The sequence below is a fragment of the Rhodovulum visakhapatnamense genome (genome assembly GCF_004365965.1).
GTDB classification, from domain to species: domain Bacteria; phylum Pseudomonadota; class Alphaproteobacteria; order Rhodobacterales; family Rhodobacteraceae; genus Rhodovulum; species Rhodovulum visakhapatnamense.
Window position 1 is genome coordinate 34061 of record NZ_SOEB01000016.1, and the last position, 26872, is coordinate 60932.

General features: G+C 65.1%; 26 protein-coding genes and 1 pseudogene. 11 read left to right on the forward strand and 16 right to left on the reverse strand.

Features of this window, described 5'->3' with window-relative positions:
• Positions 1–156: 156 nt before the first annotated feature.
• Complete coding sequence (locus EV657_RS14165) at positions 157–1032, reverse strand: DMT family transporter (protein ID WP_134078470.1); 876 nt, start codon at positions 1030–1032, stop codon at positions 157–159.
• A gap of 553 nt (positions 1033–1585) precedes the next feature.
• Entirely contained in the window at positions 1586–2482 is an 897-nt protein-coding gene (locus tag EV657_RS14170; RefSeq protein WP_134078472.1) for a LysR family transcriptional regulator, read from the reverse strand.
• Between the two features lie 139 nt (positions 2483–2621).
• Between EV657_RS14170 and EV657_RS14175 the strand changes: the two genes are divergently transcribed.
• From EV657_RS14175 to EV657_RS14190, 4 genes are all read left to right on the forward strand, one after another.
• Positions 2622–3806, forward strand: coding sequence for an MFS transporter (locus tag EV657_RS14175; protein WP_134078473.1), 1185 nt, complete (start codon positions 2622–2624; stop codon positions 3804–3806).
• Between the two features lie 120 nt (positions 3807–3926).
• Complete coding sequence (locus tag EV657_RS14180; RefSeq protein ID WP_134078475.1) at positions 3927–5018, forward strand: alpha/beta hydrolase; 1092 nt, start codon at positions 3927–3929, stop codon at positions 5016–5018.
• Positions 5019–5084: 66 nt separating this feature from the next.
• Positions 5085–5495 carry a cyclophilin-like fold protein gene (locus tag EV657_RS14185; protein ID WP_134078476.1) on the forward strand — a complete coding sequence of 137 codons (411 nt, stop codon included), beginning with the start codon at positions 5085–5087 and terminating at the stop codon, positions 5493–5495.
• A 287-nt stretch (positions 5496–5782) separates the two neighbouring features.
• Positions 5783–6529 (forward strand): SDR family oxidoreductase, encoded by a 747-nt coding sequence (locus EV657_RS14190; RefSeq protein WP_134078478.1) that lies wholly within the window; start codon positions 5783–5785, stop codon positions 6527–6529.
• Between the two features lie 672 nt (positions 6530–7201).
• Here the strand turns inward: EV657_RS14190 and EV657_RS14195 are convergent.
• The 6 genes and pseudogenes from EV657_RS14195 to ectA all read right to left on the reverse strand — a co-directional run bounded on the left by EV657_RS14195 (position 7202) and on the right by ectA (position 11622).
• Complete coding sequence (locus tag EV657_RS14195; RefSeq protein WP_425057260.1) at positions 7202–7393, reverse strand: hypothetical protein; 192 nt, start codon at positions 7391–7393, stop codon at positions 7202–7204.
• 260 nt (positions 7394–7653) lie between these two features.
• Positions 7654–7806, reverse strand: a pseudogene (locus tag EV657_RS22740) (IS5/IS1182 family transposase); the annotation flags it as partial.
• Between the two features lie 161 nt (positions 7807–7967).
• Positions 7968–9401, reverse strand: coding sequence for an aspartate kinase (locus tag EV657_RS14205; protein WP_134078481.1), 1434 nt, complete (start codon positions 9399–9401; stop codon positions 7968–7970).
• 13 nt (positions 9402–9414) lie between these two features.
• Positions 9415–9798: an ectoine synthase gene (locus EV657_RS14210; RefSeq protein WP_134078482.1), complete on the reverse strand. Its 384-nt coding sequence runs from the start codon at positions 9796–9798 to the stop codon at positions 9415–9417.
• Between the two features lie 4 nt (positions 9799–9802).
• On the reverse strand, positions 9803–11077 hold the full coding sequence (gene ectB / locus EV657_RS14215; RefSeq protein ID WP_134078484.1) for a diaminobutyrate--2-oxoglutarate transaminase: 1275 nt from the start codon (positions 11075–11077) through the stop codon (positions 9803–9805).
• A 26-nt stretch (positions 11078–11103) separates the two neighbouring features.
• Complete coding sequence (gene ectA / locus EV657_RS14220; protein ID WP_134078486.1) at positions 11104–11622, reverse strand: diaminobutyrate acetyltransferase; 519 nt, start codon at positions 11620–11622, stop codon at positions 11104–11106.
• 447 nt (positions 11623–12069) lie between these two features.
• On the opposite strand from ectA, the gene EV657_RS14230 reads away from it, so the two are divergent.
• The 4 genes from EV657_RS14230 to EV657_RS14245 all read left to right on the forward strand — a co-directional run bounded on the left by EV657_RS14230 (position 12070) and on the right by EV657_RS14245 (position 15959).
• A complete protein-coding gene (locus tag EV657_RS14230) occupies positions 12070–12486 on the forward strand; it encodes a universal stress protein (protein ID WP_243837627.1) in 417 nt (138 codons plus the stop codon).
• A gap of 27 nt (positions 12487–12513) precedes the next feature.
• A complete protein-coding gene (locus tag EV657_RS14235; RefSeq protein WP_134078489.1) occupies positions 12514–14181 on the forward strand; it encodes a BCCT family transporter in 1668 nt (555 codons plus the stop codon).
• Positions 14182–14282: 101 nt separating this feature from the next.
• A complete protein-coding gene (locus EV657_RS14240) occupies positions 14283–15062 on the forward strand; it encodes an ion channel (RefSeq protein WP_134078543.1) in 780 nt (259 codons plus the stop codon).
• A gap of 81 nt (positions 15063–15143) precedes the next feature.
• Entirely contained in the window at positions 15144–15959 is an 816-nt protein-coding gene (locus tag EV657_RS14245) for a formate/nitrite transporter family protein (RefSeq protein WP_134078491.1), read from the forward strand.
• 6 nt (positions 15960–15965) lie between these two features.
• On the opposite strand, the gene EV657_RS14250 is transcribed toward EV657_RS14245, so the two are convergent.
• The 5 genes from EV657_RS14250 to EV657_RS14270 form a co-directional block, all read right to left on the reverse strand.
• The gene (locus EV657_RS14250) at positions 15966–17243 is read right to left on the reverse strand and encodes an MFS transporter (protein ID WP_243837631.1); all 1278 of its coding nucleotides are present in this window, start codon (positions 17241–17243) and stop codon (positions 15966–15968) included.
• Positions 17240–18109, reverse strand: a complete 870-nt coding sequence (locus EV657_RS14255) for an MBL fold metallo-hydrolase (RefSeq protein ID WP_134078492.1) — start codon at positions 18107–18109, stop codon at positions 17240–17242. The genes EV657_RS14250 and EV657_RS14255 overlap by 4 nt, the downstream gene beginning before the upstream one ends.
• 22 nt (positions 18110–18131) lie before the next feature.
• Positions 18132–18875: a ZIP family metal transporter gene (locus EV657_RS14260; protein ID WP_134078494.1), complete on the reverse strand. Its 744-nt coding sequence runs from the start codon at positions 18873–18875 to the stop codon at positions 18132–18134.
• 75 nt (positions 18876–18950) lie between these two features.
• Positions 18951–19403, reverse strand: coding sequence for a sll1863 family stress response protein (locus tag EV657_RS14265; RefSeq protein WP_134078495.1), 453 nt, complete (start codon positions 19401–19403; stop codon positions 18951–18953).
• Between the two features lie 10 nt (positions 19404–19413).
• A complete protein-coding gene (locus tag EV657_RS14270) occupies positions 19414–19701 on the reverse strand; it encodes a sll1863 family stress response protein (RefSeq protein WP_134078497.1) in 288 nt (95 codons plus the stop codon).
• Between the two features lie 130 nt (positions 19702–19831).
• Here EV657_RS14270 and EV657_RS14275 point away from each other — a divergent pair, with 130 nt between their 5' ends.
• Genes EV657_RS14275 through EV657_RS14285 form a run of 3 tightly spaced genes read left to right on the forward strand, consistent with a single transcriptional unit; the run spans position 19832 to position 22927 of the window.
• Positions 19832–20203, forward strand: a complete 372-nt coding sequence (locus tag EV657_RS14275) for a cupin domain-containing protein (RefSeq protein WP_134078499.1) — start codon at positions 19832–19834, stop codon at positions 20201–20203.
• Positions 20204–20207: 4 nt separating this feature from the next.
• Entirely contained in the window at positions 20208–21617 is a 1410-nt protein-coding gene (locus EV657_RS14280; RefSeq protein ID WP_134078500.1) for a dihydrolipoyl dehydrogenase, read from the forward strand.
• Positions 21618–21658: 41 nt separating this feature from the next.
• On the forward strand, positions 21659–22927 hold the full coding sequence (locus tag EV657_RS14285) for an MgtC/SapB family protein (protein WP_134078502.1): 1269 nt from the start codon (positions 21659–21661) through the stop codon (positions 22925–22927).
• A gap of 518 nt (positions 22928–23445) precedes the next feature.
• Here EV657_RS14285 and EV657_RS21625 read toward each other — a convergent pair.
• The 3 genes from EV657_RS21625 to EV657_RS14295 all read right to left on the reverse strand — a co-directional run bounded on the left by EV657_RS21625 (position 23446) and on the right by EV657_RS14295 (position 26748).
• A complete protein-coding gene (locus EV657_RS21625; protein ID WP_007803240.1) occupies positions 23446–23610 on the reverse strand; it encodes a hypothetical protein in 165 nt (54 codons plus the stop codon).
• A gap of 391 nt (positions 23611–24001) precedes the next feature.
• Positions 24002–24475: a hypothetical protein gene (locus EV657_RS14290; protein ID WP_134078503.1), complete on the reverse strand. Its 474-nt coding sequence runs from the start codon at positions 24473–24475 to the stop codon at positions 24002–24004.
• Positions 24476–24576: 101 nt separating this feature from the next.
• Positions 24577–26748 carry a ParB/RepB/Spo0J family partition protein gene (locus EV657_RS14295; protein ID WP_134078547.1) on the reverse strand — a complete coding sequence of 724 codons (2172 nt, stop codon included), beginning with the start codon at positions 26746–26748 and terminating at the stop codon, positions 24577–24579.
• Positions 26749–26872: the final 124 nt, after the last annotated feature.

A 26872-nucleotide genomic window follows, 5' to 3' on the forward strand; every position in this document is an offset into this window, starting at 1 on the left:
AGCACACGAGAAGGGCGTTGGTCGTGGACCTGTATGCAGTTGCTGCCGAATGTCGTGGAAGGGCTCGGAACCGACCTCTGTCGCGTCGCAGCATACCCCGAATCGCGGGCACCTCGCGGCGTCGAGGTCGGAGCTGACCATCCGCGGCGGTGCGTGCTACCGGGACGCTTCGCGGACTACGATGAAGATCCCGCTGGCGATGATCACCAGCGCGCCCATAACGGTCGCTGGCGTGAGCAGATCTCCCCAGATCAGCCAGCCGAGGGCCGTCGCCCAGATCAGCGATGTGTAGTCGAACGGCGCGACCACCGCCGCCGGCGCCATCCGGAACGCCTGACTGATGAGCGCGATGCCGAGGCTCCCGCAGATCGCGATGACCAGGAACAACCACAGGTCCGCCGGCTGAACCGGCGTCCAGAGCCACAGCGCGACGGGCGCGGCGTAGACCATAGGGAACAGAACCACGTAGAGCATCATGGTCAGCAGGCCCTCGCCCGGGTCGAGCCAGCGCCCGCTGAGCATCATGAGCGCGTAAAGAAACGCCACGCCGACCGGCATCAGTGACGCAAGCTGGAATGTCGAGGCGCCCGGCTGGACGATGATCAGCACCCCGATGAAGCCGACCAGGACCGCGCTCCAGCGCCGCCATCCCACATGCTCTCCTAGCAGCGGGACGGAAAGTGCGGTAATGAAGATCGGGGCGGCAAAGACCAGCACCGTCGCCTCGGCCAGCGGCATGACGCTCAGGCTGGTGAAGTAGAGAGAGGCGGCCGCCACCATGATCAGCCCGCGCCACGCATGCAGCCCGAGGTTGCGTGTGCGCAACGCATGTGCCCCGTGCAGCGCCAGCACCGCGGCTAGGATGATCGGGATCGCGATCAGATTGCGAAGGAAGACGATGTGGACCGGGTGGTAGCGATCAGTGAGCACCTTGGCGATGGCGTCGTTCAGCACCAGGAACATGATACCGGCGCAGATCGTGAGGATCCCGCCGAGGGCATTCTCCTGCTCGATCCGCGTCCTGAGGCTCATCCCGTTTCCCCGCTTGGTCGTCGGCGGCGGATACCACACCGGGCGCGCGGATGCGACCGCCGGGAAATGTGGCAAGGTCAGGGTCGTCCTGCGTGGACGGCCCAGAGCCGACCTTGGCGAAGAGATCGGACGCCGCATCGCAGCTTCACCAAAGCAGCCATTCATGGAGACCGCAGCATTTTGGGCGACCCGAGGTCCGCAGTGCGGGACAAAGTGAGCTTTCGCTGCAAGTGCGCCAATGTCAGCAAAGCGCGCATTGCAACGTTGCCAATACATTGGTGGAGCATGTTCCACCGCGGCGCGCTAGTTGCGCTGCAGCGGTTTTGGAAACGCCTATCACCACCGCCTTTCCGCCCGTAGCGGAGTACACCAGCGAGGTCGGCGAGCGCGGCCGAAGAACTAGGAATGCTCTCGGATGGGTTTAGTATCGCCGAGATACTGGCCGAACATTTCACGCGAGAACAGGCGCGGACGTGTGAGATGTTACAACCACGTGCCTTCGGTTCTTTATGCGTGGAAACTTACAAACCTCTAAGCGGCTTAGATGCATCTTTCACGGATGCGCATAACGAAGCGCATCGACGATGACCCTGAAGGCCGGCAGGTTTTGCCGCCGACTGGGGTAGTAGATGTAGTACCCTGAGAAAAACGGCGACCATTCGTCCAGAACCTGGACCAGGTCTCCCGCCGCGATGTACTGCACAACCGTATCCTCGGGGATATAAGCGATGCCGTAACCGTTCAGCGCCGCATCGATCATCGCGTGCGAGGAATTGAAGGCGAGCTGGCCATCGACCCGGACGCGCAGATCCTGCCCATCCTTTTCGAACTCCCAGGCGTAGAGCCCGCCGGCCCTGAGGTGCCTGTGGTTGATGCAATTGTGCCCGATCAGCTCTTCCGGATGAACGGGCGCGGGATGTGTCTTCAGGTATCCGGGTGACGCGACCGCCACCAATCGCCAATCCGGACTGACCCTGACGGCAATCATGTCCTTTTCGACGCTCTCGCCAAGGCGGATACCAGCATCGAAACCCTCCTCCACGATGTTGCGAAAGCCGTTGTCGATGTTCAGCTCGAGTTTGATGTCCGGATAATCGACAAGCACAGGCCGCAGCTTCGGCCAGACGTAGCTCTGCAGTGCGTGATCGGACAGCGTGATCCTGATCGTCCCCGCGGGCTTGTCGCGAAACTCCGTCAGTGACGCAATCTCCGCCTCGATCTCTTCCACGCGCGGCGCCAATGCCTGTCGCAGGCGCTCTCCTGCCTCCGTGGGCGCGACGTTGCGCGTCGTGCGCGTCAGGAGCCGGATGCCCATTTGCGTCTCGAGGCGCTTGATGGTGTGGCTGAGCGTGGACTGGGCGATGCCGAGCTTGGCAGCGGCACGCGTGAAGCTTCGCTCCTCAGCAACGGCCAGGAACCACAACAGGTCGTTGAACTGTCCCCGCGCCATGCTCCGCTCCCATCATGCTGAACCACTTATGCTCCCTATCGATTAATGCAATCGTATTTGCACGTCTAATCCATTTGTTCGGCTACTGCTATTTATGCGTCATCGAAAGCCGGCTCTGCAGCCGGAAGCGAGGCGCAGAATGTCCACGACACGCACAGCAGAACCAGCCGATACGCGCTCCGCCTGGGGCGCGGTCATGTCGATGGCGCTCTGCGTCGCCGTTCTCATCGCCTCGGAGTTCATGCCCGTCAGCTTGCTGACCCCGATCGCAAGCGAGCTTGGCGTCAGCGAGGGACAGGCCGGTCAGGCGATTTCGATCTCCGGTCTCTTCGCCGTCATCACCAGCCTCACGATTGCCGGACTGACCCGAAGCGTGGACCGCAAGCAGGTGCAGTCCGCCTTCGCAGTCCTCCTGATCGTCTCGGCCCTGATTGTCGCCTCTGCGCCGACCTATCCCGTGCTGATGATCGGTCGCGCGTTGCTGGGCATCGCCATCGGCGGGTTCTGGTCGATGTCGACCGCCATTGTGATGCGGCTTCTCCCGGCGGAACAGGTGCCGCAAGGCTTGGCTGCGCTTAACGCGGGCAACGCAATCGCGGCGACCATATCGGCGCCGCTCGGTGCCTGGCTCGGCGACATCATCGGCTGGCGCGGAGCGTTCGCGCTGATCGTTCCGGTCGCAGTGCTCGCGCTGGTCTGGCAACGCATCCACATGCCGCCTCTGCCGCCCCGCGGCATCCGGCGCACCAATCCTCTCGGACTGCTTTTCCAGCCTCAGGTAGCGCTCGGCATGGCGTCGATCTTCCTGCTGTTCATGGGCCAGTTCGCGCTGTTCACTTATCTGCGGCCGTATCTCGAGGGAGTGGCGGGCTTCTCCGTTCCCATGCTCTCCGGCGGCTTCCTGGCCCTCGGGCTTGCGGGCCTCGCCGGCACCTGGGCGATCAGCCACCTGCTGCGAACCCGCCTCTATGGTCTGCTGGTCGCGATTCCAGCGGTCATGGCGGCGCTTGCGGTCCTGATGATCGCGTCGGCACCGCTGCCGGCCGGTGTCGGCGCACTGATTGTCCTTTGGGGGTTCTTCGGAACGGCGGCCCCTGTCGGCTGGGGCACCTGGCTTGCCCGGACGCTCGGCCCCGAAGCCGAGGCCGGCGGCGGGCTCCAGGTGGCGACCATCCAGCTGGCGATCATGGGCGGCGCAGCCACCGGCGGACTGCTCTTCGATGCACTCGGCTGGCAGTTCACCTTCGCCCTCTCGGCCACGCTTCTCGGTGGTTCGGCCCTTTGCGCCTTGCTCGCCTGGCTCCACCAGAGGAGTTCGAAATGAGACTTTCCGGCTTCTCGCCGCTCTGGCCTTTCCCGCCATCGCTCACGCCTAGAAGCGCGGACTGCCGCTCATCCGACCAACACCATCAAATGAAATCACCCGCTTGAAGGAGCAAACGACATGACCGAAGGAACTGTTCACACACCGAGAGACCTGCCTGACGCGAGCCGCCGGACCCTGCTGATGATGACCGGTGCGAGTCTCGCAACCGCAGGTCTTGTGTCACTGGGCACCTCGCCCGCTTGGGCGCAGGCCAGCGGCGAATGGGACAAGACGTTCCCCCGCAGCGAGGCCGTGACTTATGAGAAGGTCACCTTCACGAACCGCTACGGCATCACCCTGACCGGCGATCTTTACATGCCGTCCGACCGCGGGGACGCCGCGCTGCCGGGCCTGACCGTCGCCGGGCCGTTCGGCGCCGTCAAGGAGCAGTCGGCCGGTCTCTATGCCCAGACTATGGCCGAGCGCGGCTTCATCACGCTCGCATTCGATCCCTCCTTCGTGGGTGAAAGCGGCGGCGAGGCGCGCGACGTGGCCTCGCCCGACATCAACACCGAGGATTTCATGGCTGCGGTCGATTACCTTGGTCTGCACGATGCCGTGGACCGCGAGCGGATCGGCATTATCGGGATCTGCGGCTTCGGCGGCATGGCGCTGAACGCGGTGGCGGCCGACAAGCGTGTCAAGGCGGTGGCCACGACCAGCATGTACGACATGTCGCGCGTCATGGCGCGGGGCTATTATGACAGCCTGACGGACGAGCAGCGGGCCGAGAGCCTCGCGCAGATGAGCCGGCAGCGCTGGACGGATGCCGAGACCGGCGACCCCGCGATGGCCGGCGGTCTGCCCGACAGTCTTGACGGCATCGATGATCCCGTCATCCGCATGTACCATGCCTACTATAAGACGGATCGGGGCTATCACCCGCGCTCGGTCAACTCGAACGGCGGCTGGACGGTGACCAATCCGCTGTCCTTCATGAACATGCCGCTGCTGACCTATATCGCGGAAATCTCGCCGCGGCCCATGCTGGTGATCGCCGGCTCCGAGGCGCATTCGCGCTATTTCACCGAAGAAGCCTATGCAGCCGCGGCCGAGCCGAAAGAGCTGATGATCATCGATGGCGCCGACCACGTCGATCTCTACGATCAGCTGGACGTGATCCCCTTCGACCGACTGGCCGAGTTCTTTGGCGAGCATCTCGCGGCCTGAGCACGCGGGGCCCGCGCGCAAGCGCGGGCCCCTGCCCGCCAAATCCGCTGAACAGAGGATCGTCGCATGTGGAAATCAACATTGGGCGCTGCCGCTGTCGCGCTGGGATTGTCTGGAGCTGCCATGGCACAGGAACAGATTAGTATTTCGTCAGACTGGGGTGACGTGACCGCGATGCTTGCGGATAACGAAGCCGCCGAGGCCTTGCTGGAGATGCTGCCGCTGACCATCGACATGCGCGACCATCTTCGCCAGGAAAAGACAGGCTACCTGCCATCCGACTTGCCCGAACTGGCGCGCCAGCGCGACTTCTCGACGGGCACGCTTGGTCTGTGGAGCTCCAATCACTTCGTGATCTACTACAGCTCCGGCAGCGTCCCCGCTCCAGGCATCATCATTCTCGGACAGGTCACGGGCGATGTGTCGATCTTCGATCGCCCGGGCAACCTCACCGTCGAACTGACGCGCCTCGAATGAACCAGCGGCGACGCTGACCGCTCCACGATTACGCTGCAGTCCCGAACGGCGGTCTGCCGTCCCATGCCAAGCGCGGGCGCGCCTGTTCGGGCAAGACGGAAGTCGAGTTCAGCGGAGCGGAGTAGTCCGTACGACCGGGCTTCGCACTGCCAGTCCCGTGCGCGGGAGATGGCAGCTCTCGCTGCGAGCGCAACTGCATACAACTTCAACAACGGCGCGCTGCGAGCCACTCATTCCCTTGGTGGGGCCAGGAGTCAGCGCGCCATCCATCCTCGAAGGAGAAATCAATGACCGACAACATCACTGGAAAAGTCATCGTCATCACAGGCGCCTCGAGCGGCATGGGCGAAGCCGCGGCTCGGCATCTTGCGTCGAAGGGCGCTAGCGTCGTACTTGGCGCGCGGCGCGCAGATCGTCTTGAGGCGCTGGCGGCCGATATCGTCGCCGCCAGCGGTAAGGCAACGGTCGTCGTGAGCGACGTGACGAATCGGGCGGACGTGCAAGAGCTGGTCGATACGGCCGTCGAGACCTATGGACGGATCGACGTGCTCATCAACAATGCCGGCGTGATGCCGCTGTCCCCCCTCGAGCGCCTTAAGGTCGACGAATGGGACCAGATGATCGACGTCAATCTAAAGGGCGTGCTCTACGGCATCGCGGCCGCGCTCCCCTATATGAAGGAGCAAAAGGCGGGCCACATCATCAGCCTGTCGTCAGTCGCGGGACATAAGATCTTTGGCGGTTCTGCAGTCTATTCCGCGACGAAGTTCGGCGTGCGGGCCATCAGCGAGGGACTCCGTCAGGAGGTGAAACCCTACAACATCCGCACCACAATCATCTCACCTGGTGCGGTGAAGACCGAATTGCTGGACCACATCACCGAGCAGGATGTTCAGAAGGCCAACCAAGACTATGTCGGCCAAGTTGGCGTTCCGGCCGAGACGTTCGCTCGCTTGGTGGACTTCGCCATTAGCCAGCCGGAGGACGTTGACATCAACGAGATCCTCTTCCGGCCAACGGCTCAGGAACTCTGAGTAGCGGTTAAGCCAAAACGCCGGCGGATGCTCAGCTTTCTTAATTGGAATGGCCCCTCGGGGGCCATTTCTTTTCGTGATGTTCACTAGCCCCAGAAACGAGCTCGAGGTACCTCCCAACAATTCCCCCAAAGTCGCGTCTCAGAAGGTTCGACGTCAGGACTGGAGTGCCCCCGTTTCACCAAACCCTCCGCATGAGGGTTGGCTCTTAAACTAGTGATGATTTTAGTCGGATATCGCCGCCGAGTATCTTGACACGAAGCTACCCTGCTGCGGCGTCAGTGACCGGGTTCGGATGGACCTCCGCAAGCAATGGCAGCATTGGGCGCTTCGCACACAATCAGGCGCCGCCGCAGCATCCCTCGGAGAGGGCTCGGAGCCGACCTCTGTCGCGTCGCAGCATACCCCGAATCGCGGGCACCTCGCAGCGTCGAGGTCGGCCCGTTCCGGCCATTGACCACCGCCTCGCTCCGCCGCGGTGCGGTCCGTCATTCCCGCCGTTCGCTGCGCCTGCGAAGTCGAGCCTCGTGCGCGCTCGCGCGGCGTGCGCTCTTGAGGATATGGGCTTTGCGGTTGCGCCGGAAAGCGCCGTCCGGCACCATCTCGCCCACCGACGCCTCGCCCTTCTATCCTTACGCAAGCGAACGCTGGGTTGAAGAGGCTCCGGCATCTTCAGGCAGTGCACCTCGGGGGTCGCCGTGTCGGGGGCGTGACCGAGGTGCCGGACGGCGCTTTCCGGCGCAACAACGCGGCGAAATCCTTGGTCGCCCGGATATGAGCCTTCTGCGCCTTGTCGCCCATGCCGCGGATGCGCATATCCTCGATCATCCGCTCGCGCAGCGACGTCGTTTTCTGATCCTTCATGGGCTCCTCCTGTCTGACGATTGAGAAGGTCCCAATCGTCAGGCCAGCGGCCCCATCAGCGAAGCGTGAAGGTCAGATTGGCGCGATACGCCAGAAACAGGCGCCATTGCCGCGGAGCGGCTTCGTCCTTCCGCCCATAGCCTTGTTGTCCACCCCGGGCGTGTACCTCTGGCCGGTTGCGGGGGCGCCGCGCCCTGGAAGTTACTCTTGCCCAACCCTGCTCCAGAAACTCGCCTTTCAGCCGGGTCGATCTGCGAGACATCCCAGTCCTCCTTCGGCGTCGAGTTCTGCTTGTTGGCGTCCGCCTCGATCAGGCTGGCATCGACCGCCATGCGCTTGCCGCTGACCAAGCCTTCTTCGATGCACCGCGCCACGGTCGTCTCGAACACCGCACTTGAACCGTCATCATGTCGGCAGCCCTCGCGCTGACCACGGACCGAAGCACGAACCCGGGGAAGATCATTCTGGAAGATGGGCGCTCTCCCGCCAGCGACACCGGGGGCTCCACGATGGTCCGCATCACGGCCGACCATTTGGTTCGGCCAGCGGGTCATCATGTCAAAAGCGCGTTGACTTAGACCTCACCGTTACCGAAGCCCTGACCGGAGGTCGCCTCGACGAGGGCCTCATGGATCGCGGTGATCGCATCGTTCAGCCGATCCTCCGGTACAAGGAACTGCACATCCACGCCCCGTGCGATGGCGTGCACGCCAAGGCTGTCGATGCCGGCCTTGGCCAGCGCATGAAGGCCACGCTCCGGCACCCCGAGCCCAAGCAGGCCGCGTCCGACCGCACTGACCAGCGCGATCTTGCGGATGTCGATCTCGGCATTTTCGAACCGGCCCTCGACCGTGCGTTCCACCGCGCGCAGCGCCTTGAGTTGCGGATCGACGTAATGCGTGATGGTGTTCGCGTTCGACGCCTTGGAGACGATCCAGACATCGTTCTGCGTCAGCGCGTCCAGGATCGCGGCATCGTAGCCCTTCACGCCCACCATGTCCGGCTCGTGCACCGACAGCGCCGCCACGACGAGGCCCGTGACCATCTCGACGCGCGGCGCGTCCTCGACGTCCGACAGAATCAGCGTGCCGGGGTCCTCCACGTCGAACGCATTGGCCACGCGCAACGGGATCCCGGCCTGTCGCAGGATCTTGGCTGCACTCGGGTGCACAGCCTCCATCCCAAGGTTCGACATCTGGTCGGCCACGTCGTAATCGGTCTGCCCGATCTTTCGAGCCTTTCCAGTTCCGACGATCTTGGGGTCGGCGCTCGATAGATGGAATTCCTTGTGGATCACGGCCTCGCGTGCGCCAGTCAGGGCGGCGATATGGGCAAAGGTGACCTCGGAATAGCCGCGGTCGAATTCCCGCATCAGCCCTTCGCGGCACTGCGCGTAGCCGGTCACGATCGGCAGCTCGCGGTCGAAGTCGATGTCCGACAGGGCATCCGTGAGGCGCGCTTGCAGGTCCGGGTGGCTGTCGTCGCGCCAGCCCGACAGGTCCACAATGCGCGCATCCACGCCGCGGCGGTTCAGCATCAGCGTCACCACCTTGGCGGAATGCGCCTCGCCCAGCCCCGAGAGCAGTTCGCGGATGGTCAATAGCTGGTTGCCCAGCCGGAAATGTCCATAGGAGGTCAGGCGCTGCAGGTCGATCAGGCACGAGCGCGCGCCCTCGATCCGGTCGCGCAGGAACTCGTTGGCTTCCTGCCGATCCCCATCGTGGGAGAGCAGTCGGCCATGCACCTCCGCCATGCGCGCCGCCGTCCGATCCAGCGCCTCGCTCCATTTCATGTCCGACTCGGCCGAGGCGAAATGCCCGTAGACGCCCGGTTCGCCCGATTTCTTGCTCTCCAGCAGCAGGTCCGTGATCCCGCCGAAGGCAGAGACCACGAAGAGCCGTCCGTAGGGACCGCCCTCGCGATCGCCGCAGAAAAGCGTGTCCATCAATTCGTCGGCGCGGCTGATGGAGGTTCCGCCGATCTTTTCGACGGTATGTCCTTGTATCATGGTCTGGTTCTTCTCACTCGGCGGGGGCGTAGGAGCCGTCCTTGCGGTGCACTTCGCGACCCGTCACAGGTGGGTTGAAGCAGCATGCCATCACGAGGTCTTCATGGGCAACGAGCGTGTGCTTGTCATGCTGGTCGAGGGCATACATCACGCCGGGCCCGATCTCATGCGTCTCGCCCGTGGCGAGATCGGTGATCCGGCCAGCGCCGGAAATGCAATAGACGCTTTCGAAGTGGTGCTTGTAGTGAAAGGTGTGCTCGCTACCCGCCTTCAGAGTGGTGATGTGGAACGAAAAGCCCATCCCGTCATCGGCCAGCAGCATCCGCACGCTGGTCCACTGTGCGTCAGACACGGCGCGGTCGCTGGTCTTGAGGTCGTTGAAATCCCGGACGATCATGCTCTTACTCGGCGGCCTTGTGGGATTTCGAAGCGGCCTCGCCGACGGCGGCCTCGAGGATGTCGAGCCCTTCGTCTAGCACCGCGTCGGGCGTGGTGAGCGGGCCGAGGAACTTGACCACCTCGTCATTGGCACCCGAGGTCTCGATGATCAGCCCGCGCTCGAAAGCCTCCGCGCAGATCGCCGCGGCCAGATCGCCAGAGCCGACGTTGATGCCCCGCATCATGCCCCGGCCGCGCATCTCAGCCCCCGGCACCAGTTCGGCGATCCGCGACAGGCGGCCCTTCAGATGTGCGCCCTTGCGGCGGACCTCGGCGGCGAAGGTGTCGTCCTTCCAGAATTTTTCCAGCGTCACGCGCCCGGTAACGAAGGCATGGGTGTTGCCGCGGAAGGTGCCATTGTGCTCGGCCGGCTTCCAGATGTCATACTCGGGTTTTACCAAAAGCGCCGCGAAGGGCAGGCCGAAGCCCGACAGCGATTTCGCCTGCGTGATCATGTCGGGCTCGATCCCGGCCTCCTCGAAGGCGAAATACCGCCCCGTGCGGCCGCAGCCCGACTGGATGTCATCGACGATCAGCAGCGCGCCGAGCTTCTTCGCCAGCCGGGCGACGCCCTGCATCCACGCGTCCGAGGCCGCGTTCAGCCCGCCTTCGCCCTGCACCGGCTCGAAGATGAAGGCCGCCGGCGCGTCGAGGCCCGACGAGGAATTCCCGAACATGATCTCCAGGTGCGCTAGCGTGTCCACATCCGCGCCAAGTGACCCGTCGTAAGGCATGTGCGTAGCGCCGCAGAGCGGTCCGCCCCCCGCGCCCGCGCGCTTGCCTTCGTTCCCGGTCAGCGACAGCGCGCCCATTGTCATGCCGTGAAAGCCGTTCGTGAAGGACACGATGTTGCGCCGGCCCGTCACCTTGCGGGCAAGCTTCATTGCCGCCTCGACGGCATTGGTCCCCGTGGGCCCGGTCATCATCACCTTGTGGTCCATGCCGCGCGGCTCGAGGATGATCTCCTCGAACGCTTTCAGGAAGCGCGCCTTCTCGACGGTGTACATGTCCAGCCCGTGCGCGATGCCGCCGGCCTGGATGTGCGCGATCAGCGCCTGCATCATATCCGGGTCGTTGTGGCCGTAGTTGAGCGTCGAGCAGCCGGCGAGAAAGTCGATGTATTTACGCCCGTCGGTGTCGAACAGATGGCTGCCCTCGGCGCGTTCGAAAACCACGGGAAAGCTGCGGCAGTAGCTGCGCACCTGGGACTCGCGGCGCTCGAAGATGTCGTTTTGCATGGGGGATCTTTCTGCAGGAATGCCGGTCATTGGGCGGCTGTGCGGTCGATATCGCTGATGGTGACCATGTATTCGGTGGCTTGCCTGCCGCTAAAATGCGCGTCTTCCTCGTAATGCGGTTCGTGGTCCAGTTCGGCCTCCATCTTGTCGGCGAAGCTGTTGAACAGTGCCCAGCTCGCGTCGTTGTCGGCGGTGATGGTGGTCTTGAGCTTCGTGACCTCGGCGCAGGCAGGACGCTCGAACAGTTGGTCCAGCATCTTCTTGGCCACGCCGCGGCCGCGGGCGGTTTCGCCAACTGCGACCTGCCAGACGAACAGCGTGTCAGGCTCGTCCGGTGGAATGAAGGCCGAGATCCAGCCGACGATCACGCCGTCGAGTTCCGCGATCACACAGGTATCCGCGAAATGATCGCACTGCACGATGTTGCAGTACATGGAGTTTTCATCGAGCGGGCCGCTTTTGCGAATGAGTTCCCAGACATCGGCGCCGTCTTCGGACGTGGGCGCACGAAAGGTCAGCAGGGCGCGGGAGAGGGCGTCGGGCATGGTGCTCTCGATTCGTTGTTCCGAGGTCATCGTAGCCTTCACCGTGACGGTAGTTGAGTAAAAACACGACATCGCGGGGTTTTTTCGGCTTGCTGTCGAGCGCGCGACGAATGCTCGAGGCTGCGGCGCGTCGCCCTCGTTCTCGCGACGATCTGGCTGAGCGGCTGCGCGACGGCCCGTTCTGATGTCGGCAGACTCGGTGCCTGTCCGCCGGTCGTCGAGTATAGCAGGGAGTTCCAGGCGCAAGCGGCCGAGGCGCTCGCCCTACTGCCGGAAGGGTTAGCGATCGCCGAGATGCTGGTGGACTACGCTGTGATGCGAGTGCAGGCGCGTGTGCGCGAGTAGTTAGGTCCGCTTCGTCTCAAAAGCGACGCCCAAAAAAACGATCACTTCGGCTGCCGTTTGAGCGTAGACGAGGAAAGGTAACTTCTCTCTTGGAGAATCACTGTGCCATACAAACACATCATGGTGCCGATTGACCTCGAACACGCCGATCGAATGGGCAAGGCGATCGACACGGCCCGCGCCCTCGCGAGGCAGTTCGACGCAAAGCTGACCTTCGTCGGCGTCACCTCGGAAGTTCCCGGACCTTCCGCGCACAACCCTGCCGAATTCGAGAAGAAGATGGCGGCGTTTGCGCAAGAAAGCGGCGCCGACCTTCCAGCGGGGGCCAGTTCGAAAACCTATGTCGCGCATGATCCGACCGCGCATATCGACGGCATTCTCCTCGACGCCGTCAAGGAAATCGGCGCGGATCTTGTGGTGATGGCTTCACATATTCCGAACGTGATGAACGCCATCTGGCCCTCGCATGGTGGCAAAATGGCCTCGCATGCGGATGTATCTGTCTTCGTGGTTCGCTGACGCGACCCCGCCAAGGATAATAATAAAATGACTGAAGATATAAAGAACACCGAAATCGAAGCGGACGATCAGCCCGAGGTCGAGCCCATTCCCGAACCCGAGGGCGACACCGAGATCATCGAGACCGAATTCGAGATCGGACAGGACAATATCGCCAGTTCCTGGAAGCTGGAATTCGACATTCACCAGGTCGTGTTCACCGTCTCGGCCCTAGGGATCATGGCATTCACGTTCCTCACGATGGCCTACCAGACCGCGCTAGAGCCGGTCTTCTTGAACCTGCGCAATTGGCTGACCGGCAACCTCGACTGGTTCTTCCTGCTGTCGGGCAATATCTTCGTGCTGCTGTGCCTGTTCCTTATTGTCTCGCCGCTGGGAAAGGTGCGCCTCGGCGGTCCAGAGGCACAGCCCTCCTACGGGTATGTCGGCTGGTTCTCGATGCTGTTCGCGGCCGGCATGGGCATCGGGTTGATGTTTTACGGTGTTTCCGAACCCATGAGCCATTTCGGCACTGCCATGGGCGGGATCACCGTCGGAGAGGATGGCGTGCGCACCGACTGGGCGCCGCTGGGCGGGGCCGAGGGCGACGTCGCGGAGGCCGCGCGCCTCGGCATGGCCGCCACGATCTTCCACTGGGGCCTGCATCCCTGGGCGATTTATGCCGTCGTGGCGCTCGCCCTGTCGCTGTTCGCCTACAATAAGGGCCTGCCGCTCACACTACGCTCCTGTTTTTATCCGATCTTCGGAGAGCGGGTCTGGGGCTGGCCCGGCCATATCATCGACATTCTGGCCATCTTCTCCACGATCTTCGGTCTCGCGACCTCGCTGGGGATTGGCGCCCAGCAATCGGCGGCGGGCCTCAACTTTCTGTTCGGCACCTCGATCTCCAACCCGATGCTGGTCACTCTGATCATCGTCATCACCGCGATTGCGCTGGTGTCGGTGGTGGCCGGGCTTGACGCCGGGGTCAAGCGCCTGTCCGAAATCAACATGGCGCTGGCGGCGATCCTGCTGGTCTTTGTCATCGCATTCGGCCCGACCATGGCCATCGCGACCGGCTTCTTCACGAACCTCGCCGCCTACGGTGAATACCTGCCGGCCCTGTCGATGCCCTTCGGACGCGAAGATGCAAACTTTGCCTCGGGGTGGACGGCATTCTACTGGGCGTGGTGGATCAGCTGGTCGCCCTTCGTCGGCATGTTCATCGCGCGCGTCAGCCGGGGCCGCACGGTGCGCGAATTCCTGATTGCCGTGCTGATCGTTCCGACCATCCTGTCGGTGCTGTGGATGACCGCAATGGGCGGCACGGCGATCGGCCAGGTGGTCAACGACGGCTTCACCGGGGTGCAGGACGCAGCGCTGGAACTCAAGCTGTTCGAGATGCTGACACAGTTGCCGCTCACCGGGCTGACCTCGCTGGTCGGGATCGTCCTCGTCGTGGTGTTCTTCGTCACCTCCTCCGACTCCGGCTCGCTCGTGATCGACACCATCGCCGCGGGTGGCAAGGTTAACGCGCCGACCCCGCAGCGGGTTTTCTGGGCGAGCTTCGAGGGCCTCGTGGCCATCGCGTTGCTGCTTGGTGGCGGTCTGGCGGCCTTGCAGGCGATGGCTGTCTCCACCGGGTTGCCGTTCACCATCGTGCTGCTCGGCGCCTGTTACGCCATTGTGCGCGGCCTGATGAGCGAGCCGCGGTAAGACGTCCGGGGCGGCCGTTCGAGGCCGCCCCGACCGTGCCCCCACGCAAGCCAAGGTAGCGACGAATGGCGGCGGGCGACCGCGAGCCGACTATGCCAATGATGAAAGACCTGCACCGCACCATCCGCCTGCTCTACACGGGGCAAAGTCGGAACGCCCGGCGGTTCCGCTACGGTCTCATTGCGTTCGACGCGCTGTCCATCGTGTATTTCCTCGCGACCGCGGCGTTGCCGACGACGCCGACCATGACCGCGCTGAACACCGGGCTTGGCCTGCTCATCCTGCTCGATCTCGCGGCCCGCTTCTGGATTTCCGACAACCTGCGCCGCGAGCTTACGCGCATCTACACGCTGGCGGATATTGTCGTGGTGGCGTCCCTCCTGCTTGCACCGCTCCTCACCGAGAACCTCGCCTTCCTGCGCGTGCTGCGGGGTCTGCGGCTGATCCATGCCTACCACCTGCTGCGCGATCTGCGGCGCGAGAGCCTGTTCTTCCGCCGCCACGAGGACGCGATCCTTGCCGCGGTCAACCTGTTCGTCTTCATCTTCGTGACCACGTCGCTTGTCTTCGTGCTGGCTTTCGACGAAGCCGCCGGCATCGGCGGATATATCGACGCGCTCTATTTCACGGTTGCGACGCTGACCACCACCGGCTTTGGCGACATCACGATGACGACGCCGGGCGGCAAGCTTCTTTCGGTCTTCATCATGGTCGTGGGCGTGGCGCTTTTCGTGCAGCTTGCGCGCGCCATCTTTCAGCCGTCCAAGATCAAGTATAAGTGTCCGGAATGCGGACTGAACCGGCATGAACCGGATGCCATCCACTGCAAGCATTGCGGCGAGCCGCTGAAAATCGAGACGGAGGGCGAGACGGGAACCTGAGCGCTCCGTTCTCTCCCTATCACGGGCCGCAAGGCTGCTGCGCCCCGGAGGTGAAGGCCGGGGCCATGTGGAAGACCAGAAATGTCTGAAGAAGCCGATCTTGACCGCGACGAAAAAAAGCAGGTCGACGAATACTCGAATGTCCCTACCTCGGTCATCTTCGAGGCGATCCGGCGTGAGGGCGATCATGAACTGTCCCGCCCCTTGAGCGCGCTCTGGTGGTCGGGCGTCGCGGCGGGGCTTGCCATCAGCACCTCGGTGCTGGCGAAAGGGTTTCTCGCCTCGATCCTGCCCCATGCGGACTGGGCGGCAGGGATCACCAACCTTGGCTACACGGTCGGCTTCCTGATCGTCATTCTCGGGCGGATGCAGCTGTTCACCGAGAACACGATCACGCCGATCCTGCCGCTGTTTCTGGCGCCGACGCGATCGAATTTCGCGCAGACGGCGCGGCTCTGGGGGATCGTTTTCGCCGCCAATCTCGTGGGCTGTATGGCCGCGGCGCTGGTGTTGGTGCACGGGCATATCCTGCCCGAAGCGCGGTTCGAGGGGATCGTGTCGATCTCGCGCCACTATGCCGAGGCGAGCCCTTTCGAGCATTTCGCCTGGGGCATTCCGGCGGGGTTCCTGATCGCGGCGCTGGTCTGGATCCTGCCGCGGATGGAAAGCGCGGGCGAGGTGCTGATGATCGTGATCGTCACCTACATCATCGGGCTGGGCGGCATGTCGCACGTGGTGGCCGGGTCGACCGAGTTGTTCGTGCTGGTGGTGGGCGGCGAACTGGGACTCGCGCCCGCCGTCTTCGGCGGTATCCTTCCCGCGCTTGCGGGCAACGTGCTCGGCGGCACGGGCATCTTCGCGGCGCTGACCTACGCGCAGGTGCGCGAGGAGATCTGAGCGCCGTCAGTCCTGCTGGACCTCCTCCAGCCCCCGCGCCAGGACCGCGCCGAGGGCGGCGATGACGGCAAAGGCAAGCAGGACGGGCGCCGGGCCGAAGCGGTCGGCCGCGATCCCGAACAGCCCGCCCGCCAGAAGCGCTGCCCCGATCAGCGTGTTCGACAGCGCCGTATATCGGGCGCGGAAGGCGTCCTCGGCCATGTCGGTCAGGTGCAGCTTGCGGCCCGCGCGCACGCCCTCATAGGCGATCTGCGCCGCGAAGATCGCCGCTGCCGCACCAAACGCCCCGCCAAGCCCGCCAAGCGCGAGGCCGATGCCGCCGACGACGCCGAAGACCGCGGCCCCGAGCGCGCCCGCGGCCATCAGCGTCTGGCGGCTGGAGCGATCCGAGAGCCGCCCCCAGACGTAAGAGGCCAGCACCGAGGCGGCGGTCGAGGCCATGACCAGCGGCCCCAGCTGGTCGAGCGCGCTGCGCCCCGAGGTGGCCGACAGCATGACGATGAAGGGCGGGGCCAGCGCGGTGACGGCGAGTGCCGCCCGCGAGGCCACGAAGAGGCGCAACTGGCCGTCGGTCACGATCGGCTCGACCAGCGCGGCGAGGCTGCCGTCGTCATCCTCGGTGTCGGGTGTTTTATCGGGCTCGCGCAGCGTCATGAAGATGACCGAGGCCAGCAGGAACGCCGTCCCCGCCAGCGCGATGATCGCCGCCAGCGGGGCGACGGCCACCTCGAAGAGCCCCGCGGCCATCATGAGGCCCACGCCGAAGACCGACACCGACGCGACCGAGGCGGCCAGGCCCGTGACCGCCCCCCGCCGCCGCTTGGCAATGGTGCGCGCCAGCGCGTCCTTGTAGCTGACCGAGGCGGCCGAGCGCGCCACGGCAAGCACCGCGAGACAGACCACGATCGTGGCGCCCGCCACGGCCCCCGACAACAGCAGCGCGGCGGCCGCGATGCCGAGCGCCGCGATGCCCTGCACCGCGCTGCCCACGGCCCAGAAACGCTTGCGCTGCGGGCTGGCCTCGACCCGGCGGGCGAGCGCCAGTTGCGGCAGGAGCGCGCCCGCCTCGCGCACGGGCACCAGCAACCCGACCATCGCGCCCGGCGCCGACAGCGCCGTCAGCAACCAGGACAGAACCAGCTTGGGGTCGATCAGCGCGTCGGCCGTCTTGGTCAGCGTCAGCGACACGACGTGGACGACGCCGTTGCGCGCCTCGCCCTTCTCGATCTGCGCGGCCTTCGCGCCGGTGATCGTGCCGAAGGCCTTTTCGACCGGGTCGCTCATCGTGGCTCGAACTTTCCGACCGGAATCCGCAGGTAGCTGTGCCCGTCGGCCTCTGCCTCGGGCAGGCGCCCGCCCCGGATGTTCACCTGAAGCGCGGCCAGCATGCGCGTGGGCAAAGGCAAGGTCGCGTCGCGGGCATCGCGGATGGCGATGAATTCGGCCTTGCCGATCCCGTCCTTGACATGCCGGTTGCGCAGGCGGTGTTCGGCCACGGTCGCCATGTATTCAGGGGCTTGCCCTTCATCGGGGTAATCGTGGCCGATATAGAGCCGCGTGTCGCCCGGCAGATCCAGGATCGCGCGCAGCGAGGTCCACAGATCCTCGGTGCTGCCGCCGGGGAAATCGGCCCGGCTGGTGCCGCTTTCGGGCATCATGAACGTGTCATGGACGAAGGCCGCGTCGCCCGCGACATAGGTGATCGAGGCCAGCGTGTGACCGGGCGAGAACATCACGCGCACGGGGATCTCGCCCACCATGAACTCGTCGCCCTCGGCGAAGAGCCGGTCCCACTGGCTGCCGTCGGTGGGGAAATCGTCGCCAAGATGGTAAAGGCCCTTCCACAGCTTCTGGACGTCGGTGACCTTTTCGCCGATCGCCGTGGGCGCCCCGAGCTTCTGGGACAGATACGGTGCGGCCGAGAAATGATCGGCATGAGGGTGCGTGTCGAGCACCCAGACGACCTCCAGCCCTTCCGCCTCGACATAAGCAAGGATCTCGTCGGCGCTTTCGGTCGTGACGGCGCCGGCCTCGGGGTAGAAATTCCAGACGGGATCCACGATGGCGGCCTTCTTCGTCGCCGGGCAGTGGAAGACGTATTGCAAGCTGCCAGTGGGCCGGTCGAAGAAGGCGCGGACGATGGGGGACATGGGGAACTCCTGATTCAGCCGCTCAATGGGCAAGGACAAGCATCTGGAAGGCCATCATGGCCGAGAAGGCCAGCGTCACGGCGGTCGCCGCCGATCCGTGGCGGACCTTTTCCAAGGCATCGGGGTAAAGCTCCGAAAAGACCATCCAGATCATCGCACCCGCCGCAAGGCCAAGGCCAACGGGCAGAAAGGGTCGGAAGGTTTCGACGAACAGGTAGGCGGGCGCGGCCATGATCGGCTGCGGCAGGCTGGTGAAGATGGCCCAAAGCGCGGCCTTCCAGACCGGCGTGCCGCGCGGCACCAGCACCAGCGCGATGGCCAGCCCCTCGGGCACGTTGTGGAAGGCGATGGCCGTGGTGATGTAGGCGCCCAAGCCCTCGGAGCCGGCGAAAGACACGCCGACGCCGACGCCCTCGGCAAAGGAATGTGCCGTCATGATGCCGAGGATCAAGAGCGCCTTGGCCGCACCCGCACCCTGCAGGTCGGCCACCTCAATGTCGCCCGCGCCCGAAAGCAACCGGTCGGCCAGAACGATCGCGCCCAGCCCCGCAAGCACGCCCACCAGCGTCAGCGTGATGTCGAGCGACACGCCCTCGGCGATCAGGCTGTGGCTGGCGGCCAGCATCAGCCCGGCGGCGGCGGCGTTCGACCAGCCCACCGTCCGGTCGCTTACGCGTCTGACGAACAGGACAGGCAGCGCGCCGACGCCGGTCATGATCGCGGTCAGAAGCGCCGCCGCGACGACGATCCAAAGGGCTGTGTCCATGGTGCTTCTACAGAAATTCTTCGGTCCGACCCTTCGCCGCCCGCAATCCTTGCGCGGGCGGCGCGGGCCGGACGGTCAGTTGTTGGAGGCGTCGTCGTCTGCCGCGCTCCACGCCTCGGAGAGGGCGGTCCACGCGTCCGAAAAGCCGGTCTTCAGTTCGTCCCAGGCGCTGCTCGCGCCGGACGCAAGCGCGCCATAGCGCTCGCCGAGGCGGTTGCGCGCCTGCCGCAGGTCACGCAGCCGCGCTTCGGCGGTCTCGCGCGCGGCGTCGGACATCTCCGACCAGTTCTCGCGCAGGGCCTGCTCGCGCCGCTCGATCTCGGCATCGAGCCGGTTCAGCGCCTCGCGCGCCTCGGCCAGCGCCTGGTCGCGCTCCTGCTCGGAATAGGCCGCTATGGCGTCCATCGAGTCCGAGATTTCCGCGCGAACCTCGTCGGCGGTGGTCAGCGCGTCCGACTCCTGCGCGGCGGCGGGCATGGCGAGCAGAGCGGCGAGCCCCGCCGCCCGCAGGGTATCGCGGACGGTCATCGGCATGTCCTCACTTGAAGCGGGCCATGGCGCTGTCGAAGGCGCCCGAGATGCTGTCCCAGGCCTTGTCGAAGCCCGCCTTCATGTCGTCCCAGGCGTCGTCGCCGGCCTCGCGCAGCTCCTTCAGCTTCGCCTCGGCCTCGTCGCGCTGCGCGCGCGCCGCGTCGAGCTGCTTCTGCGCCTCGATCTTCGCGTCGGCTTCGGCCTCGTCGACCTGCGCCTTCATCTTGTCGATCTCGGCGTTCCACTGATCGATCTTCGCCTTGGCTTTTTCGATATACTGGTTCCGTTCGGACATCGGAGCGATTCCTTCCTGTTGAGGGGGTGTGCATGTGCACGCCATCGGACGTTAGCCGATTGCCTGCTGGTTGAATAGCGGGCCAAGTCCTGAGCAGACGCGTAAAACCACGGCACGAGGAGGCCGCACCATGACCGAGACCCCGAAACTTACACTGCCCGTCGTCGAGCTGGCCCGCGCGAATGACGAGTTCCGCAAGGTCCTGTGGACCGGCGAGCAGACGCAGCTGGTGCTGATGGCCATCCCCGAGGGCGGCGAGATCGGCGGCGAGGTGCACGAGGGGCATGACCAACTGCTCTACTTCGTCGCGGGCTCGGGCGTGGCCAAGATCGGCGAGACGGAAACCGAAATCGCCGATGGCGATGTCAGCATCGTGCCCTCGGGCGTTTTCCACAACTTCCGCAACACCGGGTCGGGGATGCTGAAGCTCTTCACCACCTACAGCCCGCCCGAGCACGAACCGGGCACCGAGCACGAGACCAAGGCCGACGCGGACGAGTAAGCGCATGAAGGTCGATACCGTCATCGTGGGCGCGGGCAGCGCCGGGCTTTCGGCCCTGCGCGAGGTGCGCCGCTATACCGACGATTTTCTGCTGGTGAACGACGGCCATTGGGGGACGACCTGCGCCGCCGTCGGCTGCATGCCGTCCAAGGCGCTGATCGAGGCGGCGAACGCGTTTCACCGGCGCGGCACGTTCGAGGCGTTCGGCATCCGGGGCGCACAGGGTCTGAGCGCGGACATTCCTGCGGTCCTGGCCCGCGTGCGCGCGATGCGCGACGGGTTCGTGAAGGGGCCGGAAGCGGTGCCGGGCAAGCTGGGCAAGCGCGCCGTCCCGGGGCGCGCGCGCCTGCTCGGCCCCGGGCGGTTGGAGGTGAACGGCGAGACGGTGGAGGCGTGCGCGATCATCCTCGCCCCCGGCAGCAGCCCGGTCGTGCCGGGGCCGTGGCGGGATTTCGGCGACCGTCTCCTGACCACGGACACGCTCTTCGAACAGGCCGACCTGCCGCGCCGCATCGCCGTGATCGGCATGGGCGCGATCGGGGTGGAGATCGCACAGGCGCTGGCGCGGCTGGGGCTGGAGGTCGCGGGCTTCGACGCCGTCGAGGCGCTGGCAGGCATCGACGACCCAGAGGTGCTGGCCGCCTTCCGCCCGCTGATAGAGGCCGAGCTTGCGCTCCATCTGGGCGCCCCGGCAGAGATCGAGGATACGGGCGGCACCCTCCGCGTGACCGGCGCAGGCGGGGCGTTCGAGGCCGACGCGGTGCTGGCCGCGATGGGCCGCAGGCCGAACATCGACGGTCTGGGGCTGGAGATGCTCGGCGTGCCGCTCGACGACGACGGGTTGCCCGAGGTCGATCCCGCGAGCCTGCGCATCGGCGATCTGCCCGTCTTCCTGGTCGGCGACGCGAACGGTTACCGCCCGCTCCTGCACGAGGCCGCCGACGAGGGGCATATCGCAGGCCGCATGGCCGCGCCGGACGCGGAAGGCGGGCTGTGCCGGCGCACGCCGCTTTTCATCACCTTCTCTTCGCCGCAGGTGGCGCGGGTCGGCCCGCCCTTGTCTGACCTGGACGAGGCGAGCGTCGCAACCGGCCGGGCGGATTTCTCGAAACAGGCCCGCGCCCGCATGGCACAGACAGCCGCCGGCCTCCTGCGCATCCACGCCGACCGAAAGACCGGCCGCCTGCTGGCCGCCGAGATGTGCGCGCCGGGGGCCGAACATCTGGCGCACCTGCTGGCCCTGGCGGTAGAGGCGGAGATGACCGTCGCCGACATGCTGGCGATGCCGTTCTACCATCCGGTCCTTGAGGAAGGGATGCGCAGCGCCTTGTGCGACCTCGCCAAGGACGTCGCAGGTGCGGGCGGATCGGATCTCTCCGACTGCAAGGCGATCGGCCATGATGCGCTCGACTGAGCCTGGTTCCGCCCGCTACGGCACAGGGATGATGCGCAGACATGGATGACCTCGAACTCTTTCAGCGGCTCGGAGTCGCGCTTGCAATCGGGCTGCTCCTGGGGCTCGAGCGGGGCTGGCACGGACGCGAGGAACCCGAGGGGGCGCGCATCGCGGGCCTCAGGACCTTTGCGCTGGCGGGCCTCCTCGGCGGGGTCAGCGGCTGGCTCGCATCGCTGACGGGGCCGGTCGTGCTCGCCTTCGCCTTTCTCGGCCTCGCGGGCCTGCTGGCGCTGAGCTACCGGGTGCGCCTGAAGGAAAACGACGATCTCGGCCTGACGACCGAAGTTGCGCTGCTGCTGACCTTTGGGCTGGGAGCAGCGGCGGTTCTGGGCGATCTGGCGCCGCCTGCCGCCGTCGCAGTGGTCGCCGCGCTCCTGCTGACCATGAAGCGGCGGCTGCACCTTTGGGTGGCGCGGCTCGAACGGCTCGAACTGGAGGCTCTTCTCAGGCTCGCGCTGATCTCGGTCGTCATCCTGCCGGTGTTACCGGATCAGGGATACGGGCCAGGCGCAGCGCTCAACCCCTACGAAATCTGGTGGGCGGTGGTCATCGTGGCCGGCCTGTCCTTTGTCGGCTACGCCGCGATCCGGCTTGGCGGGGCGGATCTGGGGGTCCTGCTGACGGGTCTGTTCGGCGGTCTTGCCTCGTCGACATCGACGACGGTCGCGCTGGCCCGGCTTGCCCGGACGCAGGCCGGTCTTGGCCCTGTCGCGGCCTCGGGCGCCGTCGTCGCGGGATCTGTGACGTTCCTGCGCATCCTCGTCCTCGCGGCGATCTTCCATCCACCCCTGATCGCGCCGCTTGCCATGCCGATGGGCGTCATGGCGGTGACCGGCCTCGGTGGCGCGGCGATCCTGAGTGTTCGCGACCGCGGCACAGACCGGGCATCGGATCTCGACGCCGTCGCCAATCCGCTCAACCTCGGGGCCGCACTGGCGTTCGGGGCGCTTCTGACCATCGTGCTGCTGGTGCTGCATTACCTTGAGGCATGGTATGGAAAGGCCGGCATCCAAGTCGCCGCCGCGCTGTCGGGCGTGACCGATGTCGATGCGATCACCATCTCGGTGTCGCGGCTTGCCGGAGGCGACCTTGCCGTAAACGCGGCCGCCACGGCGATCTTCATTGCCGCGACCGTCAATACCGCCATCAAGGCCGCGATCTCCATCGGAATGGGCGGCAAGGCCATGGGTCTGCACGTCGGTATCGTCTATGCGATTGTCGTGGCGGTTGGTATTCCCGCCTTGTGGTTCGCCGTCGGGGGAAGTTAAGCAGATAAACGTGGTCTATGCACGATTTCAACTGTATTCAGGACGAAAAGTATGACCTCGAGCCGTAACGCGACTTCGGCGGCCAAGCTTCCCGCTCATTTCGTTTGACCTTAGAAGCATTCCGGTCGCCTGCCATTTCAACGTTTAGCGCTGGTGGCGACGGCGCGAACTCAGAGTCGCTTCTCTTTAGGTAGAGCATCAACCTCCGCGGCCATCGGAAAAGTCGTTGGTTGCTTATCAGTGGACCCCGCTCCATGGCGCGTCTGGCCCGGCGAAGTTTTGAGAACGCATCATTCCTTTGACCGTGCGCGGTCACCTTGAATGGCCGCTCTTCGAAAACTCGGTTCGCAGCTTCGCACCCGCAGAGAAAGTCCGTTCTCCGCCCTGTGTACGTACCACGATCTGCGCAGATGGCACACAGACGTTCCTCTGATCGGCATCGCCGGTCACACGGTCGGCGATAGGCCCAGAGGCGCACCCGCGCCGCGCCCGGGCCCTCGGGAAGTGAGGCCGAAGCCTCACCCGAAGGGATCGTATTCCGAGACGATCACGACCTCGTCTCCGTCGATTTCATCGGCGGGGACAGCGCCGAAGGTTCCATCCCCTGCCTGGAAGACAACGATCGAGACCATGAGCGTGGCGGCGAGGGAAGCGGCGAAGGCGTGTGCATCTTTGCGGGACATCTGTTTGGCTCCTATCTTGGAGGCGGGGGACCATCCCCCGCGCGACAGGACCCCGCAGGCCCGAAGACTGGCTGACATCACCGGGTGCGTTCGGCTCGCCCGAATCTGCCCGGCGGCACGGGCTCGCCCGTAGTCCGACCCCTTTGCGGGTTGATCTCGAAGACGGGATTCGGGGCAAGGAAGGGAATGGCGAGCGGGGGATGGTGCCCCGACGTCAGGAGCCGGTTGTCCCGCTGATGCTTGGAACGCCGCCAGCCTCCCGGGCAGGCTCTTGGTTGAAGACCTCCGTCTTGGGGGATGGATCCTATGGCGCCCCGCGATATCGCGGGACGAGGTTCTTGGTCGGTGAGAGGCCCGGCCCTTCGGCAGACCCCTCACGCCTTGTCAGGGCTCAGGCGGCCAGGTCCGCGCCCCCTGCCCTTTCGCCGTCCTCGGCACCGACGATCTCGAGCCGCGCGTTGCGATAGCCCTCCCGCGCAATCCATAGCTCGGCCGCGGTGACGGACTCCGCCAGATGCAGCAATTCAGTGTTGCCCCCGAAGTCGAGGAGCACACGCACCTGCCCGGCCTTCGGTACCTCGGCCACTTCGAAGATCAGTCGGCTGTCCGCCGAATGACTGCGCATGATGGTGACGAGGATCACCCCGTCCGAGGAGAAGTTCCCTTCATGCAGCGTGAAGGAGGCCGGAGCGGTCCAGGTCGGATAGACCCGGGGCGGCTCCTTCTTCACGAGACGACCGACGCCGTTCGAACGCTCCCAGGCGGCAAGCTTCTTGGTGAAGCGTGCCGGCGGCTTGGGACTGCCGTCCGTGTAGCGAATGAGCGCCCCCAAAGGGGCTGTGTCGATGATGTTTGTTGCAGACATGATTCCTCATCCCGAATGCGAGTATCCGCATTCATCATATTGATATTGCTGTGTTTTGTGAGATAGAGGGGCGGGTTTCCCCGCCCCCCGGATGGCTCAGATCACTCTGCCGCCATCATCGACGCATCGCTGTCCGGCAAATCGACCGTCAGAAAGGCCGGGAGAGCGATGTCTTCGGGATCGCCCGCATCTTCCCCCTGCCGTTCTCCGACCGCCTCTCCGTCGAACGTCACCAGATCGGCCCGGCGCAGGACCTCGGGCAACCAACCGCTTCCCTTGAGAAGCCGTTCGGCTTCCGTCGCCATTTCGCCCTTCTTCAGATGGTCGAGAAGCTGCGCAGTCCCCTCGCCTTTCGCCTCACGCACGGTCTCGAGGATCCGGGCCTTGGGAACCCGGTTGAGATAGCCATCGACCGTCGGCTCCCAGCCTGCCTCAACCATGTCGAGATCGACCGCGCGCACCACGAGATCGGCATGGGCCATGCGGCGAGTCAGACCGCTGGCTGAAATACCTGCCCCATAGGGGTGCACCTTTTCATGAAGCGCGTTGATCCCAAAGCTGAGGCAATGCGCCAGCAGAGCCAGACGGCTGCCGTGGTCGAGGATCGTCAGATACTCCCAGAGCGCCGCATCGTCTCCGAGGGGCAGGTCGGCCTCCCAAGCCGCATGACGTTCGTCGACGAGCTTCGCCACGACGCTGTCCTTCAGATCGGGCGCCTGCGCCGACATGTAGACGTGACGCACCGAAGCCTCGAGACAGCTGCCGGTGGCAGATGAGGTGCGGAAGGTGTCCGTCACGAGCTTCAGGAGCAGGAGCGTCAGCGCGACGTCGGGCGAGCGCCCGATTGCTTCCCGAAGCGCGAGGGTCCGGTGGGCGGTCATTTCCATGACCAGACGCTCGGGCAGCGGCTTCAGCGCCCCGTCGTCTTCCTCGTCGGATGCGTCCGCGCCGATCGGGTGACCACCCGAGGTGATGACGGTACCCCCGGCGGAGGTGGCCGACGGGTTCCAGTTGGAAACACCGACATCACCCCCCTGCCCCATGGCATCCAAACCATCGCCCTCCTGGACCGCGGTCTCCTCGCGCGGCTCGTCTTCGGGCCGGACATAGCCGCGATAGATCGCAAGACTGCCGTCCCGATCCAGCGTCACGAATACGCCCGCGCGCGCAACCTCGGCCGGGTCGTAGTTCAGCGGCCGCTGTTCGAGCGCTTCCATCGCCATCTCGAGCTGACCGAGCCGGGCATCGATCTCTTCGGGGTACTCGTCCTGGTCGGCGCATTCTTCCTCCAGCGCCCGATACTCGGCGAGGAGCGAAGCGTGGGCCGCGCTTTCCTCGTCCGTCATCAGCGCGGGATCACCGGCCAGACGTCGCAGACCGTGGCTGTAGCCATAGGGCAGGTCGGTCGCCACCTCGATCCACTTCCAGCCCTCCGAGGCCAGCGCCTCGGCTTCGGCTTGAAGCTTCTCGGCGACCAGCTGGTCGAGCAGAGCAGGGTCCTCGAGCCAGCCACCGTCATCGCCCTGGAAAAGATCACGCAGGACGACACCACCCGCCGCCTCATAGGCATCGACACCGACGAAGACCGCACGACGATCCGAAGCCCGGACCGAGGTCTCCGTCAACATACGCCGGATGGCGTAGGGCTCCTTGTTCCAGGAGTTCTTCACCGCATCCCAGACCTGGACCTGACGCCCGTGGTCAGGGTTCACCGTGAACGCCATCAGCTGTTCCAGCGTCAAGCCATCCTCGGCATAGACCTCGAGCAGGGCAGGGGCCACGGACGCGAGTTTCAGGCGCTGCTTCACGATCTGCGGGGTCACGAAGAAGGCCGCGGCGATCGCTTCCTCGCCCTGACCCTTCTCGCGAAGAGCATGAAATGCGCGGAACTGGTCGAGCGGGTGCAAAGCCACACGCTGCATGTTCTCGGCCAGCGAGTCGTCCTCGGCCAGAATGTCGGACGCGGCATCCCGCACGATGCAGGGGATCGGGGCGGTTTTCGCCAGTCGCTTCTGCTTCACCAGAAGCGTCAGCGCCTGGAAGCGACGGCCACCGGCTGGGATTTCGAACATGCCGGTCTCGACACCATCGGCATCGACAACGGCCCGGACGTTCAGGCTCTGCAGGAGCCCGCGACGGGCAATGTCCTCGGCCAGTTCCTCGACCGAGACGCCAGCCTTTATGCGCCGCACGTTGGACTGGCTCAGCGCGAGCTTGTTGAAGGGAATGTCCCGCGAGGGGGACAGGGTGACTTTCTGGGCTGCTTTCGCCATCAGATCTTCTCCGCGACGGGCGTCGGAAGCCACTCTCCCGAACTCACTTCCCGTCACCCCTCAAACCCCCAACCTTTTTCTCTCTTCGGCTATCGACGCATCGCTGCGTGACTTAACAGCTGTA